Here is a 15,633-nt window from a genome sequence, read left to right on the forward strand (position 1 = left end):
GATTTGTTACCCCTTCCTAATATCTTCTAAAATGTAATCAATCAAGTTGTCACATGATGATTGTATCATGTCAAAGACACCTTCGAAATTATTTGTATAATATGGGTCCGGAACATCGGATTCTTCCATATCACTAAAATCAAGCAACTTAAATAATTTACCTTTAAGTTGAGGATTGATTTGTTTTATATTATCCACATTACTTTGGTCCATTGCAATAATATAATCAAAATCATCACGGTCTGTGAACAATTCACTAATCATATTATTAAAAGGAATATGATGTTGCGTCAAAATGTTTTGCGTCCCTTTATGAGGGGGTTGGCCTAAATTCCATTGACCAGTTCCTCTAGAAAAGACGTCGATGTCAGTTATTTGTCGTTCTTTGAGGCGTTGACGCATGATTGCCTCTGCCATTGGAGAACGACAGATATTACCTAGACATACAAATGCGACTGTTGTCATGTTGTTCCCTCCATGTCTTAGTATATATGCCCATTTTATCGCTTTTTTAAACAACTCTAAAGTGAATTCGACAAAAATTTTTCAAAAATTGAATGACTTTGCTAAAATGATAGAAGTGAAAGGATGAAAAAAATGTCAAAAAATATTGAAACGATGATAATAGATATTAGAGAGCAATTAAATTTAGTAAATCCAGGATTGATTGATCCTGCAAATTTTAGTGAGTCACATCATGAAGAAATAGAAGAAATCCATGACTTTGTAATGTCGAAAAAAGATTTTACCCCTAGTGAGATGAATGGTATTACAGAAGCATTAGGTGCGTTACGTCAACCAAAATAGAAAAGGGGAGAGAAATTTGAATTTAAATGATAAATTACAACAGTATGCAAAATTGTTAGTGACAGTAGGGTTAAATGTTCAAAAAGGTCAACCAGTATTCATTCGTACTACGGTAGATGCAGTCGAGTTTACTAGAATGATTGTTAAAGAAGCATATCAATTAGGTGCATCTGATGTACGCGTGCAATATGGGGACCCAATATTAACACGCATGCGTTATGAAAATGAAGGTGTGGCGTTCTTTAATCAACCTGTGAAAACATATGATATTGACGAACGTATGGATTATGTGCAACGCGGTGCTTGTTCACTCGCGCTCATTACAGAAGATCCAGATTTATTAAATGGAATAGATTCTGAAAAATTAAAAGCAGCTCAAATTCAAAGAAGTAAGGCATTTAAACCTTATATGATGGCATCACAAAAAAATGAGTTTCCATGGCTCGTAGCTTGTTATCCTTCTAAAGCGTGGGCACAACGTGTGTATCCAGATTTAGATCCAGATATAGCATTTCATCGATTTTTAGATGATATTCTTGAAATCGTAAGGGTGGACGGCAATGATCCTGTTGAAAATTGGAAACAACATACCGCTTTATTAAAAGAGAAAGCAGATATGCTAAATGCCAAGGCGTTTACTGCTTTACATTATAAATCCGAAGGTACGGACTTAATTATCGGTTTACCTAAGGGGCACATTTGGGAAGATGCAACAAGTTATACGCAAAAAGGTCAAGCTTTTGTTGCGAATATTCCAACTGAAGAGGTGTTTACTGCACCAGATGCACATCGTGTAGATGGTTATGTTTCTAATACACTGCCATTGAGTTATAATGGTACGATTATTGATGGCTTTAAATTAACATTTAAAGATGGCAAAGTCGTGGATTATAGTGCAGAAAAAGGGGAAGCAGTATTGCAATCCTTACTTGATACAGATGAAGGTGCAAAACGATTAGGTGAAGTGGCACTCGTTCCTCACGACTCTCCAATTTCAAACCGTAATACAATTTTTTATAATACTTTGTTTGATGAAAATGCATCATGTCATGTTGCTCTAGGTTCTGCGTACGCATTTAATTTAAAAGGTGGAACAGAGATGTCAGAAGAGGAATTAAAAGCACATGGTTTAAATGACTCATTAACACACGTCGACTTTATGATTGGAAGTAGTGATTTAAATATTTACGGTGTGACAGATCAAGGTGAAGAAGTTGCGATTTTCGAAAATGGAAATTGGGCTGAAGTATAGAGGAGTGTAAAAGATGAAAGTAACTCAAAAATCGATGAAAGACTCGAAAGCTTATAAATCGCGACAAGTTTTTCCGCAAGATACCAATCATTTAGGAACATTATTTGGTGGCACAATGATGGCAAATATAGATGAGGTTGCGGCAATCTGCGCATGTAAACACGCGAATACACAAGTGGTGACGGCTTCTACAGATTCCGTTGATTTCATTCGTCCTATTAAAACGGGGGATATTGTTAATTATGTAGCAATGGTGACTTATTCAGGGACATCCTCTATGGAAGTTTGCGTTCAAATTTTATTAGAAGATGTTTATAACAATGAAGAACATTTAGCTGCGCTTAGCTTTTTGACTTTCGTAGCCCTTGATGACGATGGGAAACCGACACAGGTGCCAGAAGTTTTTCCTGAATCTGAGACTGAAAAATGGTTTCATGAAACAGCACATACGCGTGTAGCAAGGCGTAAAGAACGCCGATTTGAAAGTAAAAACACACTGTCATTTTTAGAAAACATAAAATCGAAACGTTAAAATTAAAACGCTATTGAAGGAATAAGGAATTAGTCTTGAAACATTTTGTTAATTGCTAAAACCATTATCAACTTCATAGCGTTTTAAAATTGTACGTCATTAGAAAATTACTTTTAAAGCTAACCATTTATGATGGATGATGCATCTCAATTTCTTTTTGTTTGAAATCAATATTAGGGTAATACATATTTTTAACTAAAACATTTGGACCTAAGCAATGAAATTTAGGACAATGGCAATTTAATGATTGAGCAAGAGGCGACTTGAGCCATTTTTCAAATACATCGTTTAAATTATCGTGTTGAATGTTTGAGATTGTTCCAGTTTCATCACCGAAATCAGTGACGATGACATTGCCGGTAAAGACATTCACATTAAGTCGACTACGACCATCAGGGTCATTGCGGAGTGAAACGTTAGGAGCATTTAATAACCTTTGCCTTAATTGCTGATCTTCTTCATTTTGAATACATGGGAAAATAGGTAACGTACCGAATAACATCCATATGTTTTCATTGCGTATGTCTAGTAAGTGATGAATTGTAGCTTTCATGTCGGCGAGTGAAAGAACTTCAAGTTGACTAGCGAAATCTGAAGGATACATTGGATGTATTTCATGACGTTGACATTTCATGTCGTTGACGACTTCATTATGAATGTGTGCCAAATGTGGCTTAGTACTTTTATTTAACATGGTTTCAGCAGAGACAAACATGCCTTGTTCACTTAAAGTTCGTGCATTAGTAATCATTTGTTCATATAATCGTTCTCTAGCTTTCAATGGGGGTTTTTTCTCCATTGCACCAAAGCCGACAGAGGTAAATGTGTCAATGGTCCCCCAATTATGTGAAATATGCATGACATCAATATACTCTGCAATGTCTAAATAGCGGTCAAGTGGGAGTGTTAAATTAGAGTTCATTTGAACATATATGCCACGTTTATGCGCGTATTTAAGAAGCGGCTTAACGACTTCTCGAATAGATTTTTTTGAAAACATCGGCTCTCCGCCCGTAATAGAGAGCGTTTTTAAATGTGGAATCTCATCTAGTCGCTGTGTAATTAATGACATAGGTAAGTGGATTGGATCAGTCGTTTGAAGCGTATATCCAACTGCGCAATGGCTACAACGCATATTGCATAAATTTGTCGTTGTAAATTCAATATTGCTTAGCGTAAGTTGTCCATATGTGTCAACATCTGTATGCGCTTCCCATGGATCATTGTGTATTGAAATAGGTTGTTTTTTGGTATGAATCATTTTATAAGACTCCTCTAAAACTAAGTTTGATTTGATATTTTACGTTGAGGAATATCAAAATCATGTTATGATAGCATTGATAAATGCAATTATAAAGGAGAATTTAATTCTATGGAAGAGCCTCGTACAATGAATCAAGTAAAAGAAAGGTTAACGCAATTTTTAGAGGATATCGACCAAGTTAATCCAAATGATGTAGATATCAAAGATGTAGATGAGTGGATATCACTTTTAGATCAACTTGAAATGAAAGTTAACCAACTACGCAAGTAATTTTTGTTTAAATATCACTTTTTCGGATATACATTAGATAGACACTTAAATAAGAAAGGTGATATTCATGGCAAAGAAAATCGCAGTATTACTCGCTGACGAATTTGAAGATATTGAATTAACAAGCCCACAAGAGGCTATTGAAAAAGCAGGACACGACATTGTGATTATTGGAGACGAAGAAAATAAAGAAGTTGAAGGAAAACACGGTAAAAAAGTTAAAGTTGATGTGAGTATTGCAAACGCAAAACCCCAAGATTATGATGGTTTACTGTTACCTGGTGGCTTCTCACCTGACCATTTACGTGGAGATGAAGAAGGACGTTACGGTAAATTTGCCAAACATTTCTTAACTGAAAATTTACCAACTTTTGCTATTTGTCACGGTCCACAAATTCTTATTGATACAGATGAATTAAAAGGCAGAACGTTAACCGCTGTACTTAACGTCCGTAAAGATTTAAGTAATGCAGGTGCTACAGTCAAAGATGAATCTGTAGTGGTAGATCAAAATATTGTCACAAGTCGTATTCCAGATGATTTAGATGATTTCAATAGAGAAATTACAAATTTATTAAACCGATAAGACGACATATAAGTGGCTAGGACATAAATCATTTCAATTTATGTCCTAGCCACTTTTTTGACTGGGAATTATGTCCCAGCCCCTTGATTTCCTACAATTAGTCAAGTGTTTTCAACTTATTTTAAGCATACTCAAATAAACCTTATTATTTTAAAAATTTTAATAAGGTGTTATGCTTGAATTGTTCGTATGATTAATCAATGTGGTGACATTTCATAATCATATGTACAATTATTCATAATTAAGTAGTGAATCGTTTTAAGTAGTTTGTTGATACACGCTACTATTGCAGTCTTGTGGGGCTTTCCATAAGGCTGCGATTTTAATTTATAGTAATAATCATTGATGTGGTTTCGAAATCTAGATTGCCCTCTAATTATATTCAGAACAATTAAATATAATAACTTTCTTGCCTTTTTATTTCCTCTACGGTTAATAGTATCTTTATAATGTGATTGTCCTGATTGATATCTACGAATATCAATACCAACGTAAGCATTTAATTTTTTATGACTAGAAAATCTTCTAATATCCCCTAATTCTCCGATAAATAAAGCTGTTGTTAGTCTTCCAAAACCAGGAATAGAAAGAAGAATTTCGAATTCCGGAAGTTGTTGGGCTAAATTAATCATTTCTTGACTGTAATGTTTTCTTTCTTCTTGAAGATGTAAAAGGCTTTTAGCTACGAATCTTACTTTTTTAACTAAAAAATGATCTTTAGATACGCACGGAAAACTTTCATTAGCTAAATGAATAAGCTTGTCTCCGTAGTTTTCAATTTTAATAGCGCTCATACCCTTTAAGGAAGCATTGGAAATCACTTCTGTGATTTCTTCTTTAGTCAAGTCACTCACCATTGAAGCATGCGGAAAAACATGAGCTAAATTCAGACTTATAGTTGAATATCTATTTTTAAATAATTTTTCAAAAAAGGGGAAAGTTTGATGCATTGTTTCAAGTAATTGAACTTTAAGAACGTTTTCTTGTTTCTCTAGTTCCAAATAAAAGCGAGCATACTCCTTTAGTTCGTCATATAGCTCACGATTTTGATGTTTAGACGTTAATGAAGGTAAACTATATCCTAAGAGTGCCAATTTATGTGCATCCGCTTTATCTGTTTTATTAGCTCGGAGTGATTTCGTTTTAAAATTAGCTTCTAGAGGATTTAATTCGTAGAACTTAAATCGATTATTCGTACAAAAATCACAAATTGGTCTAGAATAGACACCTGTAGATTCGTATATAATGATTGGATTATCTAACGAAGATATATAAACTCGAAATTTTTGAAATGACTGTTTCGTATGAGTGAGCAAGAATTCATTAATTAGTTTTTGGTCTTCATAATGTGCAATGTAGCTCTGATTTTTACTTACATCAAGCCCTAAATAATGCATAGAAAATCACCTCATTTTTGGATTTGAGAAGTTTCTCTTCACTATGACCTTTTTCATCTCTTTTTCCTATACACGGTTTCAAGAACCCAACATACTTAAACGAATTTCAAAAGGAGAGTGAAGCTGATCAGTTTATAGTACGGTTTAATTAACCAAGGAGCTGGACGATCTACTTCTCTCTACCACTATAAAAAATAGCGGTGAAGAATTCTATCGTCATAAAATTCCTCACCGCTAATCTTAGTATGTTTATAGGAGCAATGATATCCATATATTGTTTTTCTTTTTTAGCATTATTAAGTGGTTATTTAAAAATTTAGCGTGTATTAAAAATTATAAAAAACGTTTTATCGCAGTTGATAATGATGGCATGTCTTTAAAGACAAATTTGCCTTCTTCGGTCAAACTTCGATATGCAAATTTTGCATAATTTCGTGCTTCCTCAGGAACAATTTGACCTGGGAGGGGAGCGGCATTAACATCTACATAAACATTAACTATGGTCGGCTTATGTTGTTGCATTGCGGTTTGAACAACCGCATCTATCTCATTAGGGTCTTTCAACGTGAATCCGACGCCTCCACATATTTCAGCAAATTTTGCGAAATCCATATCGCTAAACTCAATGCCATATTCTAATTCTCCAGCGGCTTGTTGTTCGTATTTTATAAATGATAATTCCTGATTATTTAAAACGAAAATGACCATCGGCAGACGATATTGTACAGCAGTGGCAAAGTCTTGCATCACCATTTCAAATGCACCATCACCAGTGATTGCCACTACTTGTCTACCTGGATAGGCAATTCGGGAGGCTATTGCAGTAGGCAAAGCACACCCCATCGTACCGAGCCAACTTGAAATAATAAACTTATTGTCAATACCTAAATTTAAATAACGTGTTGACCAAACTGTTGAAGTACCTACATCTGCAGCTATGACTGTATCTTTGTGAAGCACCTGATTAATCGCATCCATCAACCGCTCTGGACGAATCGGTTTTGCATTGCTCTTTTTATCATCAATCATCCATTGATCCCATGTATCTTTACGTTTTAGTACTGTATTTAAAAAGTCACGTTCTGATACAGGTTCAATCGCATTGGTTAAAGCTTCTAAACTTTGTTGGCTATCTCCATTAATGGGAGCATTTATATTAAAACGATGACCTATGTTTTTCTCATTGATATCAATTTGTATCGCGGGGATATCTTTGTGCGGTAGATAATCTACATAGGGATAATTTGTGCCGATAAGTATCAGTAGATCCGCATTTTGCATGGCATAGTAAGCAGGTTTCGTTCCAATTTTGCCAATATTTCCAAGTAAATACGGATGATCATAAGGGATAATGGTTTTAGCAGGCAATGTCACCATCGTAGGGACCTTACCTTTTTCTATAAATGCACGCACCTCTTCTTTGGCATGCTGTGCGCCTAAACCTACTAAAGCCACTGGGTTTTTACTTTTATCAAACAATTGTGCGGCGTTTTGAATGTCAACAATGTTTGGACGAGGTGATTTTGGTATAAATGGACTAATTTGTGATGGAAGTGTTACATCGATTATTTGATTTAAAATATCATTAGGTAACGTTAAAACAGCCACACCTTTTTGCGCATAAGCTGTACGAATCGCTTCATCAATTATATCAAAAATACGTGAGGCATCACTTTCTTTCAATTGATAATTATAGACAGCAACATCTTCAAACAAGTGTGGCAAATTTACTTCTTGAAAAGCTTTTGTACCTAAGGTATGACTGTCAGCTTGACCAGCTAAAATTAATTGAGGGACATTATCCATTTTTGCGTCATACATACCATTTAATAAATGAATTGCACCAGGTCCTCCTATACTTAAAGCAACTCCAATTTTACCAGTTAATTTCGAGTATGCTGCTGCAGATAAACTTGCGACTTCTTCATGGCGAACATGTATAAATTTGATGTGCGCTTCCGCTGATTTTAAACCGTCTACAACTGCATCTATGGAATCACCAGGAATGCCATAAACATGGTCGATATCCCAAGCTTCTAAAGCTTTAACTAATGCTAAATTTGCTTTCATACGTGCCATATAATTCAACCCTTTCTTAAATATGTATTCTAAACGTTATACCCCAAAATTTCTTTATCATGCACTCATGCTGTGGACTGATTTTGATGAAAACGTATAGATAAATTTCAATTGAATTGATACACTTTCATTAAAAGATTTTATAATGAGAAAGTAGGGTCATATTTATGAAACGTACTGACCGTAATAAAACCAACAACACAAAACCTCCTTCGAATGAACCGTATTACAACACGTATTATCAACCAGTAGGTCAACCCCCACGAAAACAACGGCCAAGAAAAATTTTTAGAACGGTACTTTTAATCGCATGTCTGATTATTTTGCTATTTATCGGTGTCATGTATTTTTTATCTCAACAAGCGGATGTATCAGATTTATCGAGTATCGAGAAAAAATCAACTTATGTTGACTCGACGCACATGCCTAATTATACGAAGGGAGCGTTTATTGCTTTAGAAGATAGACGTTTTTATAATCACAATGGTGTGGACTATAGAGGAAGCATTCGTGCCATTTTTGCATCATTAAAAGATCGAGACCGCCTACAAGGTGGAAGTACCATTACACAGCAACTTGTCAAAAACTATTATTACGATAATCAACAAACCATTACACGTAAATTAAAAGAAATGTTTGTGGCCAAACGTGTCGAGAATGAATACGATAAAGAAAAGATTTTAAGTTATTATTTGAATAACATTTACTTTGGAGATAATAACTATACGATTGAATCTGCAGCCAATTATTATTTTGGTGCGACTGTAAATACACAACAGTCCGCCTTGCCACAAATCACGGTATTACAAAGCGCCATGTTAGCAAGTAAGATCAATGCACCATCAGTATATGATGTGCATCACATGTCACCTTCATTTATTAATCGAACTAAAATGACATTAGAAAAAATGAAACAAGAAAATTACATTAGTGAAGCGCAATATACTGAAGCATTACAACAACTTGGTGGGTAAGCATTTCTATGGCATAATATAGTATATGAGGGAACTGGGAGAAGTCTAAAAAGGCCTTCCAGTTTTTTTATCTAAGTGAGGTGAAACTATGCCGAAAATTACTAAAATTGAAGTTCAAAAAAAGAATATGTCACGGTTTAATATTTATGTTGATGATCAATTTGAGCTTGGTGTTTCAGAGGACACATTAGTAAAATTGAACTTAAAAAAAGGCGACGTCCTTTCTGCTGGTGACCTTCAAAAAATAAAACATCAAGAATTTCAACAGCAAGCGATTCAACAAGCTTTACATTATTTGTCGTATCGTAAACGTTCTACAAAAGAAGTTGAAATTTATTTAAAAAAACAAGATTTTCCTGAATCTATCATCGAAGTAGCAATTTCATTTTGTAAGGAACAACGTTTGATTGATCATGAAGATTATGTTGAGAGTCTAAAAAATACGTTATTACAAACTACGGACAAAGGACCAGAAATATTTAGGCAAAAGTTAATAGAAGCCGGAATCGAAGACATGCTCATTCAACAAGGTGTTGCGCAGTATGAAAAAGAGCAATCCCTGTCTTCTATCGTTACATTGGCCAATAAGATAAAAATGAGAAAAAAAGGACCGTCTAAAAAGGTACAACAACAAGTGCATCAAGCTTTAATTCAAAAAGGGTATACGATAGATACAATTCGTATCGTTTTATCTGAGTTGGATTTTACAGATGATCAAGAGATGTTAGAACAATTATTGCAACGTGATTTAGAGAAAGTCTATAATAAATATGTTAGAAAGTATGAAGGCTATAATCTGAAAGTGAAAACGGTTGAAGCATTGATGCGTAAAGGATATTTATACGATGATATATCAAAAAAATTAGAAGAAAGTGGTATTATTGATGAATCGTAAACGATTGAGTGAGATGGAAAGACATGAAATTTATCAAGAAATTCAAAAATATAAAGAAAAGATGCGTAAAGCTGAGATGAACGGCATTATGAATGAATATGATGTTTATGCAAATAAAATCATTATAGCTGAAAGTTATCTCGTAGATGCTTCTCAGATTAACATTGGTGAGTGTTATACTTTGAAAGATGAATCGCATTCAACATTTACAGTTGAAAGATTAAAAGGTGTTTTTGCGTGGGGTTACCGAAATGATACAACTCAAGAAGAGGGTATCCCACTGTCATTACTACAATTATAAAGGGGTTTAAGTGAATGGGGAGTGCAATTGTCCTTAAGATTATAAACGTGACACATTTTTATCGTAATCAAAAGAAACAAAATATCTTAAAACCTTTTAGTTATCAGCCCGAAGACATTGAATTAAATAACATTACATTACATATTTATCAAGGAGAAGCGCTTGGTATTATTGGTGAAGCAGATTCCTCGAAATCACTTGTAGGGGAAATTTTAGCGGGGACAGTAAAACCTGATAAAGGACGTATGGTCAGAACCGCATCTTTATTTTATGCGAACATGAATCAAAAAACAGTAGAAACAATGTCTGTGCGTGATTACGTGGAAGATGTAATTCAATTATATGAATATGAGGTTTCCTCTCATAAAGTGGAGCAGATAATAAAGTATGCGCATTTAATGGATCAAGCGAATGACACAATTCAAAATTTGTTAGATGAACAATACGCACAGTTATTGTTTAGTCTCGCACGCGCTGCAAAAGCTAAAATAATAATTTTAAGCCATATATTATCATACTTGAATGAAGACTTTATGGCTAAAGCATCCTTAATGGCACGTGAGTATATCGAGGAAGGTTTAACTTGGGTGACGATTGACAATGATATTGCAAAAATCCAAGCGGTAAGTAATTACATTGCTTGGATATCCCATGGTCAATTACGCCAAGAGGGACCAGTCAAGCAAGTCATTGCGGCTTATACATCACATGAAAAAGACCGTACATCTATAAAATCCGAAGAAGCATTGGCGTATTTCGATGAAGATTGGAAGCGAAATCGTTCAAGGATGCCAGAACTCACCTATAATTTTAAAAGAATTGAACGTTATCATCACTCAGAGCCACCTGCTTTTTTAGCACGTGTTTGGACGTGGTTGGCTATATTTTTTATAGGCATAATATTAGGGAGTTTGTTTGTATTTACAAATTTTGGACAGTTAGATACACAGAAAGTTACAACAGAAGATACTATTGCTAAAAATAATGAAGATCCATACATTGAAAAACTCGCCTATGGTATTGTAGATGCTAAAGATGTAAAACTGAATGGGGCCTCAGGACAAAAGGATATAACATTACCACGTTATGCAGTTGCTACAATTACTGGTGAAAATAAGACGTCTTATCGTGTTGAAAACAACGGACAGACGTATACAACCACCAAATCACAATTTAAATATATCAATCCTGCCGCACTCTATAACCGCATTGAACGGGAGCAAATCGCGACGTATATGAAGTCAAACTACATTAATTCTGTGGATTATTTTAATGGTGAATTACATAAGTCTCATAAAGCTGTTAATGACACTTTAGTTCCAGGTTTGAAAAATCGATTTGTTGAACCTATCACACAACAACCTATTTCAATGTTGTATGATGATCGTAATAAATTAATCGGTTACACTTTTCCTATGGTTAAAACGGAGGAATTTAAGAAAAAATTTAAACCTGATGAAAAATATTGGGTAGGAAAATCCGATGAAGGCTTTTTTATAGCTGATGTTCAAAATGACCAATGGATATATATTAAACTGTAGGTGAAATTATGTTAGAACAATTGATCATATTTTTCAAAAACATACCTAGACATATGAGACATAGTCGCTATCGCATTGTTCAGCAACGTCAGGTGTTGCTATTGACTTTATTCAGTGCATTGATGTTAATTGTTTTATTAAAAATCGTGTTAAATGTATTTGCTGTGGCAGAAATTACCCAAGCAACTATGATGTATCGTCTCGTTGGACTTATTGCATTTAGTGTGATATTTATAGCAATTTGGATGAATTATAAAAACTTTCCCAGAGATTATTACGTGACACGTCATTTTAATAGTAATCCGATGTTACACATTCTTATTTCAAGTGCCGTTTATAGCCTAATATTAAGTATATTGCTAGCTGTAATAGGGTGTGTAAAACCTGTGAATGCGGATACGTTAATCAAAGGTGTTATTTTTTATACTGTGATGACATATATATTTATTGTCTTATTGTCTTATTTACTTGGATTAGTGCGTGTGATTTATATAAAGTTAGACAAAATATATTTTGTTATCGCTGGCATCGCGTTTGTATTACTCCCAATTATACTAATCCGTGCAACTTTACACGGCAGTTTGGTCCATATTTTAATGTTGAATCCGCTATATTATCTTGTTAATGGATTTCAAGAATCTGTTATCGTTGGTTCTGAAGCATTTAATCATATGGGTTATCATTTTTATTTTATTTGTTGGTTAGGGTTTATTTCTGTCATCGCTTTTGCATTAAATGATTACGTCTCACAATTACGACCAAATGAACATATACAATAAACATGCTAAGAAAGTGCAATCCTCGGTAAAGGGGCTTAATTCTTCTTTTCGTAAAAACATGTACAAAAGCCATCAAAATTCATTGTTTCTACACAAGAATTTTGATGGCTTAAAAATATTTATCTGTAGTAGTATAGAACTTGTGTCTAATTGGCATATAACTTTTTCATTAATTTGTCCTCAGTAAAGACCCAACCGGTATACGAATGTTTCACTTTCATTTGTTGATCTAAATGTACGATTGCCACAAATTGATAGTGGTCGTTTTTAAGGTAGCGTAAATCTATAAAGCGTAATTCTGTCGTTTTGTTATCGACGTGTTTAATATGCCAACGATATATAGAAGAAAAACCTAGAAATGCACGAATATTTGGATCGTTCTGTGCGTGTTGCATAATATACTCGTTTGGATAAGGTTGGCGTTCCACTTTATCGCTAAATACAATATTACGCCCATAACTGCGGCCGACGTAATCATGTTTTTCAGTCTGAATTGCGATACGCCATTGAAAAAAACGAATCGTAGGCGCGACAAAAACTTTTATAGGGGTACCCAAATGTTCAACTTGGTTCAATGCTTGTTTTTTAAGCCAACGTTGCATTACAAATCTTAAGATATAATAGCCGATTAAAATCAAGACTATAGGACCAAATACAATATAAGGATGGATGCCCATTGCCCAAAGGACAATACCGACCATTAGAATAAAAAATATGATAGGATCAAACGTATTAATTACACTTAATTGAATCCATTTATTTGAAATTGGCCGAAGCGCTTGCGTGCCATATGAATTAAAAATATCGACGAATACATGTAAAAACACTGCGAGTTGTGCCCACAACCATACATGAAGCGGGTCTAAATGATTGAAAACCCCATAAACAAGTAAAGTTAATAGTATTGGCCAAAATAATGTGAATGGTATAGAATGTGTAATCCCTCTATGATTTGAGATATAAGTTGCATTATCTTTTAATTTTAAAACAGTATCGATGTCTGGAATTAACGAACCAACTATTAAAATTGTAGCTGTAGCGCCCACATTTTGACTTAAAGCGGGATCAGTCATAGCGATTGCCGTCAATCCGACACCTATAGCGATATGTGTAGCAGTATCCATAAGCGTCACTCATTTCTAACTAAGTTAAATCTAGTATAATCTATAATTGAATTGAACTAAAACAATCAACAATTTGAAGGAGAAATTTATGCATTTTCCAAGCACTTTTAAAAAGGATCTTATTGATTGGTTTGAAGATAATCAACGCCAAATGCCTTGGCGCGAAACTAAAGATCCGTATAAAATTTGGGTGAGTGAAGTGATGCTTCAACAAACTCAAGTAGATACGGTAAGAGAGTATTATTTAAAATTTATAGCACGTTTTCCCACTGTAAAAGCTTTAGCAAATGCAACAACCGATGAGGTTTTAAAATATTGGGAAGGTTTAGGATATTATAGTCGTGCACGAAACTTTCATACAGCTGCTAAAGAAGTGGTAGCAAATTATGATAGTATCGTCCCCTCAAATCCTAGCGTTTTTAAAACATTAAAAGGTGTGGGTCCATATACACAAGCGGCTGTTATGAGTATCGCATTTGATCATCCTTTGCCAACTGTGGATGGTAATGTGTTTCGAGTATGGGCGAGATTAAACAATGATGATACGGATATCGCGTTACAAGCTACACGCAAACGCTTTGAACATGAACTACTACCCTATGTGAAAACAGACTCAGGAACATTCAACCAAGCTATGATGGAACTCGGCGCATTAATATGTACCCCAAAATCACCCTTGTGTATCTTTTGTCCAATTCAGACGCATTGTGAAAGTTATGACAAAGGAACGGTGTTAATGTTACCGGTAAAAACAAAGAAAACAAAGAAAAAAATCATGCACTATAATGTATATCTCATTGAAAATGAAAATGGAGAATATCTTATTGAACAAAGAAATGAGAAATTATTGAACCAAATGTGGCAGTTCCCGATGGCTTTATCTGATACAGATGTCTCTCAACTTAAGATGATGTATGGTGCGTCTCTTCAAATTAGTAACACTAAAAGTGGCGTAGTTAAACATCAATTTACGCATATGACGTGGGTGCTCAACATATATAAAGCAAACGTCTCATCACATGATGTTGCTTTAAGTGATAAAACACAGTGGTTAGGACCGTTTGATCGGAACCAATATACATTTCCAGTTTCAATGTCTAAAATTTATGAAGCATTTTGTAAGCGAAATGCGCATTAGGGCACTTGGAATATGATATAATAAATAAGTGAGATTTTTTAGTGGGGTGAGACAAGTGGTTAAATCATGCATTCCAAAAGAAGGCGACACAATTAAAATACAGTCCTACAAGCATGATGGAAATATCCATCGCGTTTGGTCTGAAACAACAATATTAAAAGGAACGGATCATGTCATTATTGGTGGTAATGACCACACACTTGTTACTGAAAGCGATGGGCGTACATGGATTACACGCGAACCAGCAATCGTGTATTTTCATTCTGAATATTGGTTCAACGTAATTTGCATGTTCAGAGAAGATGGGGTTTATTACTATTGTAACTTGTCGTCACCGTTTGCATGTGATGAGGAAGCATTGAAATATATTGATTATGATTTAGATATAAAGGTGTATCCTAATGGGAAATATCATTTATTGGATGAAGACGAATATGAACAACATATGAATCAAATGAACTACCCAAAAGATATTGACGTCATTTTAAGACGAAATGTGGATATACTACAACAATGGATTGAACACAAAAAAGGACCTTTTGCACCAGACTTTATTAAAGTTTGGCGTAATCGTTTTCAAAAACTACGAAATAGAATGTAAAGAGCTTATGGACAACTAAGAATTCAACATGTAAATAAATTAATAATTGTGAGTGAGATAGAGAAAGGTGATGCCATTTTCTGTTTCACTCTT

The 15,633-nt window shown here is 34.5% G+C and carries 17 protein-coding genes; 12 read left to right on the plus strand and 5 right to left on the minus strand.

Features of this window, described 5'->3' with window-relative positions; translation table 11 throughout:
* Window positions 1-6: 6 nt before the first annotated feature.
* On the minus strand, window positions 7-465 hold the full coding sequence (locus tag SHYC_RS04325; RefSeq protein WP_039644802.1) for a low molecular weight protein-tyrosine-phosphatase: 459 nt from the start codon (window positions 463-465) through the stop codon (window positions 7-9).
* A gap of 132 nt (window positions 466-597) precedes the next feature.
* Here SHYC_RS04325 and SHYC_RS04330 point away from each other — a divergent pair, with 132 nt between their 5' ends.
* The 3 genes from SHYC_RS04330 to SHYC_RS04340 are packed head-to-tail and all read left to right on the plus strand — an operon-like array spanning window position 598 to window position 2,591.
* Complete coding sequence (locus SHYC_RS04330) at window positions 598-807, plus strand: DUF1128 family protein (protein ID WP_039644804.1); 210 nt, start codon at window positions 598-600, stop codon at window positions 805-807.
* 16 nt (window positions 808-823) lie between these two features.
* Complete coding sequence (locus SHYC_RS04335; RefSeq protein ID WP_039644805.1) at window positions 824-2,059, plus strand: aminopeptidase; 1,236 nt, start codon at window positions 824-826, stop codon at window positions 2,057-2,059.
* A gap of 13 nt (window positions 2,060-2,072) precedes the next feature.
* Window positions 2,073-2,591 carry an acyl-CoA thioesterase gene (locus SHYC_RS04340; protein WP_039644807.1) on the plus strand — a complete coding sequence of 173 codons (519 nt, stop codon included), beginning with the start codon at window positions 2,073-2,075 and terminating at the stop codon, window positions 2,589-2,591.
* A gap of 127 nt (window positions 2,592-2,718) precedes the next feature.
* On the opposite strand, the gene yfkAB is transcribed toward SHYC_RS04340, so the two are convergent.
* Entirely contained in the window at window positions 2,719-3,852 is a 1,134-nt protein-coding gene (gene yfkAB, locus SHYC_RS04345) for a radical SAM/CxCxxxxC motif protein YfkAB (RefSeq protein ID WP_039644810.1), read from the minus strand.
* A gap of 111 nt (window positions 3,853-3,963) precedes the next feature.
* Between yfkAB and SHYC_RS12345 the strand changes: the two genes are divergently transcribed.
* Window positions 3,964-4,125, plus strand: coding sequence for an SE1561 family protein (locus SHYC_RS12345; protein ID WP_167694559.1), 162 nt, complete (start codon window positions 3,964-3,966; stop codon window positions 4,123-4,125).
* A gap of 67 nt (window positions 4,126-4,192) precedes the next feature.
* Entirely contained in the window at window positions 4,193-4,711 is a 519-nt protein-coding gene (locus SHYC_RS04350) for a type 1 glutamine amidotransferase domain-containing protein (protein WP_039644812.1), read from the plus strand.
* A gap of 197 nt (window positions 4,712-4,908) precedes the next feature.
* Here SHYC_RS04350 and SHYC_RS04355 read toward each other — a convergent pair whose 3' ends face one another.
* The gene (locus SHYC_RS04355; protein ID WP_039643616.1) at window positions 4,909-6,108 is read right to left on the minus strand and encodes an IS110 family RNA-guided transposase; all 1,200 of its coding nucleotides are present in this window, start codon (window positions 6,106-6,108) and stop codon (window positions 4,909-4,911) included.
* A gap of 333 nt (window positions 6,109-6,441) precedes the next feature.
* Complete coding sequence (locus SHYC_RS04360; RefSeq protein WP_039644814.1) at window positions 6,442-8,187, minus strand: pyruvate oxidase; 1,746 nt, start codon at window positions 8,185-8,187, stop codon at window positions 6,442-6,444.
* 167 nt (window positions 8,188-8,354) lie between these two features.
* On the opposite strand from SHYC_RS04360, the gene sgtB reads away from it, so the two are divergent.
* From sgtB to SHYC_RS04385, 5 genes are all read left to right on the plus strand, one after another.
* Complete coding sequence (gene sgtB, locus SHYC_RS04365) at window positions 8,355-9,161, plus strand: monofunctional peptidoglycan glycosyltransferase SgtB (RefSeq protein WP_039644816.1); 807 nt, start codon at window positions 8,355-8,357, stop codon at window positions 9,159-9,161.
* Between the two features lie 88 nt (window positions 9,162-9,249).
* Window positions 9,250-10,056, plus strand: a complete 807-nt coding sequence (gene recX / locus SHYC_RS04370; RefSeq protein WP_039644818.1) for a recombination regulator RecX — start codon at window positions 9,250-9,252, stop codon at window positions 10,054-10,056.
* Entirely contained in the window at window positions 10,046-10,357 is a 312-nt protein-coding gene (locus SHYC_RS04375; protein WP_039644820.1) for a YfhH family protein, read from the plus strand. The genes recX and SHYC_RS04375 overlap by 11 nt, the downstream gene beginning before the upstream one ends.
* 14 nt (window positions 10,358-10,371) lie before the next feature.
* Window positions 10,372-11,898, plus strand: coding sequence for an ATP-binding cassette domain-containing protein (locus SHYC_RS04380; protein ID WP_039644822.1), 1,527 nt, complete (start codon window positions 10,372-10,374; stop codon window positions 11,896-11,898).
* An 8-nt stretch (window positions 11,899-11,906) separates the two neighbouring features.
* Window positions 11,907-12,677, plus strand: coding sequence for a teichoic acid translocation permease (locus SHYC_RS04385; RefSeq protein WP_039644826.1), 771 nt, complete (start codon window positions 11,907-11,909; stop codon window positions 12,675-12,677).
* A gap of 146 nt (window positions 12,678-12,823) precedes the next feature.
* Here the strand turns inward: SHYC_RS04385 and SHYC_RS04390 are convergent, their stop codons facing one another.
* A complete protein-coding gene (locus SHYC_RS04390; protein ID WP_039644827.1) occupies window positions 12,824-13,801 on the minus strand; it encodes a metal-dependent hydrolase in 978 nt (325 codons plus the stop codon).
* Between the two features lie 88 nt (window positions 13,802-13,889).
* Between SHYC_RS04390 and mutY the strand changes: the two genes are divergently transcribed.
* Together mutY and ntdP are read left to right on the plus strand one after the other, a co-directional pair.
* Entirely contained in the window at window positions 13,890-14,939 is a 1,050-nt protein-coding gene (gene mutY / locus SHYC_RS04395) for an A/G-specific adenine glycosylase (RefSeq protein ID WP_039644829.1), read from the plus strand.
* A gap of 55 nt (window positions 14,940-14,994) precedes the next feature.
* Window positions 14,995-15,540: a nucleoside tri-diphosphate phosphatase gene (ntdP, locus tag SHYC_RS04400; RefSeq protein ID WP_039644831.1), complete on the plus strand. Its 546-nt coding sequence runs from the start codon at window positions 14,995-14,997 to the stop codon at window positions 15,538-15,540.
* Window positions 15,541-15,633 lie beyond the last annotated feature (93 nt).

Origin of the sequence: Staphylococcus hyicus, assembly GCF_000816085.1 — a bacterium.
In the GTDB taxonomy this organism is placed as follows: domain Bacteria; phylum Bacillota; class Bacilli; order Staphylococcales; family Staphylococcaceae; genus Staphylococcus; species Staphylococcus hyicus.

Bases quoted from the DNA above. Each gene is read 5' to 3' on its own strand.
- SHYC_RS04325 (WP_039644802.1), bottom strand. From the start codon at position 465: ATGACAACAGTCGCATTTGTATGTCTAGGTAATATCTGTCGTTCTCCA.
- SHYC_RS04330 (WP_039644804.1), top strand. From the start codon at position 598: ATGTCAAAAAATATTGAAACGATGATAATAGATATTAGAGAGCAATTA.
- SHYC_RS04340 (WP_039644807.1), top strand. From the start codon at position 2,073: ATGAAAGTAACTCAAAAATCGATGAAAGACTCGAAAGCTTATAAATCG.
- yfkAB (WP_039644810.1), bottom strand. From the start codon at position 3,852: ATGATTCATACCAAAAAACAACCTATTTCAATACACAATGATCCATGG.
- SHYC_RS12345 (WP_167694559.1), top strand. From the start codon at position 3,964: ATGGAAGAGCCTCGTACAATGAATCAAGTAAAAGAAAGGTTAACGCAA.
- SHYC_RS04350 (WP_039644812.1), top strand. From the start codon at position 4,193: ATGGCAAAGAAAATCGCAGTATTACTCGCTGACGAATTTGAAGATATT.
- SHYC_RS04355 (WP_039643616.1), bottom strand. From the start codon at position 6,108: ATGCATTATTTAGGGCTTGATGTAAGTAAAAATCAGAGCTACATTGCA.
- SHYC_RS04360 (WP_039644814.1), bottom strand. From the start codon at position 8,187: ATGGCACGTATGAAAGCAAATTTAGCATTAGTTAAAGCTTTAGAAGCT.
- sgtB (WP_039644816.1), top strand. From the start codon at position 8,355: ATGAAACGTACTGACCGTAATAAAACCAACAACACAAAACCTCCTTCG.
- recX (WP_039644818.1), top strand. From the start codon at position 9,250: ATGCCGAAAATTACTAAAATTGAAGTTCAAAAAAAGAATATGTCACGG.
- SHYC_RS04375 (WP_039644820.1), top strand. From the start codon at position 10,046: ATGAATCGTAAACGATTGAGTGAGATGGAAAGACATGAAATTTATCAA.
- SHYC_RS04380 (WP_039644822.1), top strand. From the start codon at position 10,372: ATGGGGAGTGCAATTGTCCTTAAGATTATAAACGTGACACATTTTTAT.
- SHYC_RS04385 (WP_039644826.1), top strand. From the start codon at position 11,907: ATGTTAGAACAATTGATCATATTTTTCAAAAACATACCTAGACATATG.
- SHYC_RS04390 (WP_039644827.1), bottom strand. From the start codon at position 13,801: ATGGATACTGCTACACATATCGCTATAGGTGTCGGATTGACGGCAATC.
- mutY (WP_039644829.1), top strand. From the start codon at position 13,890: ATGCATTTTCCAAGCACTTTTAAAAAGGATCTTATTGATTGGTTTGAA.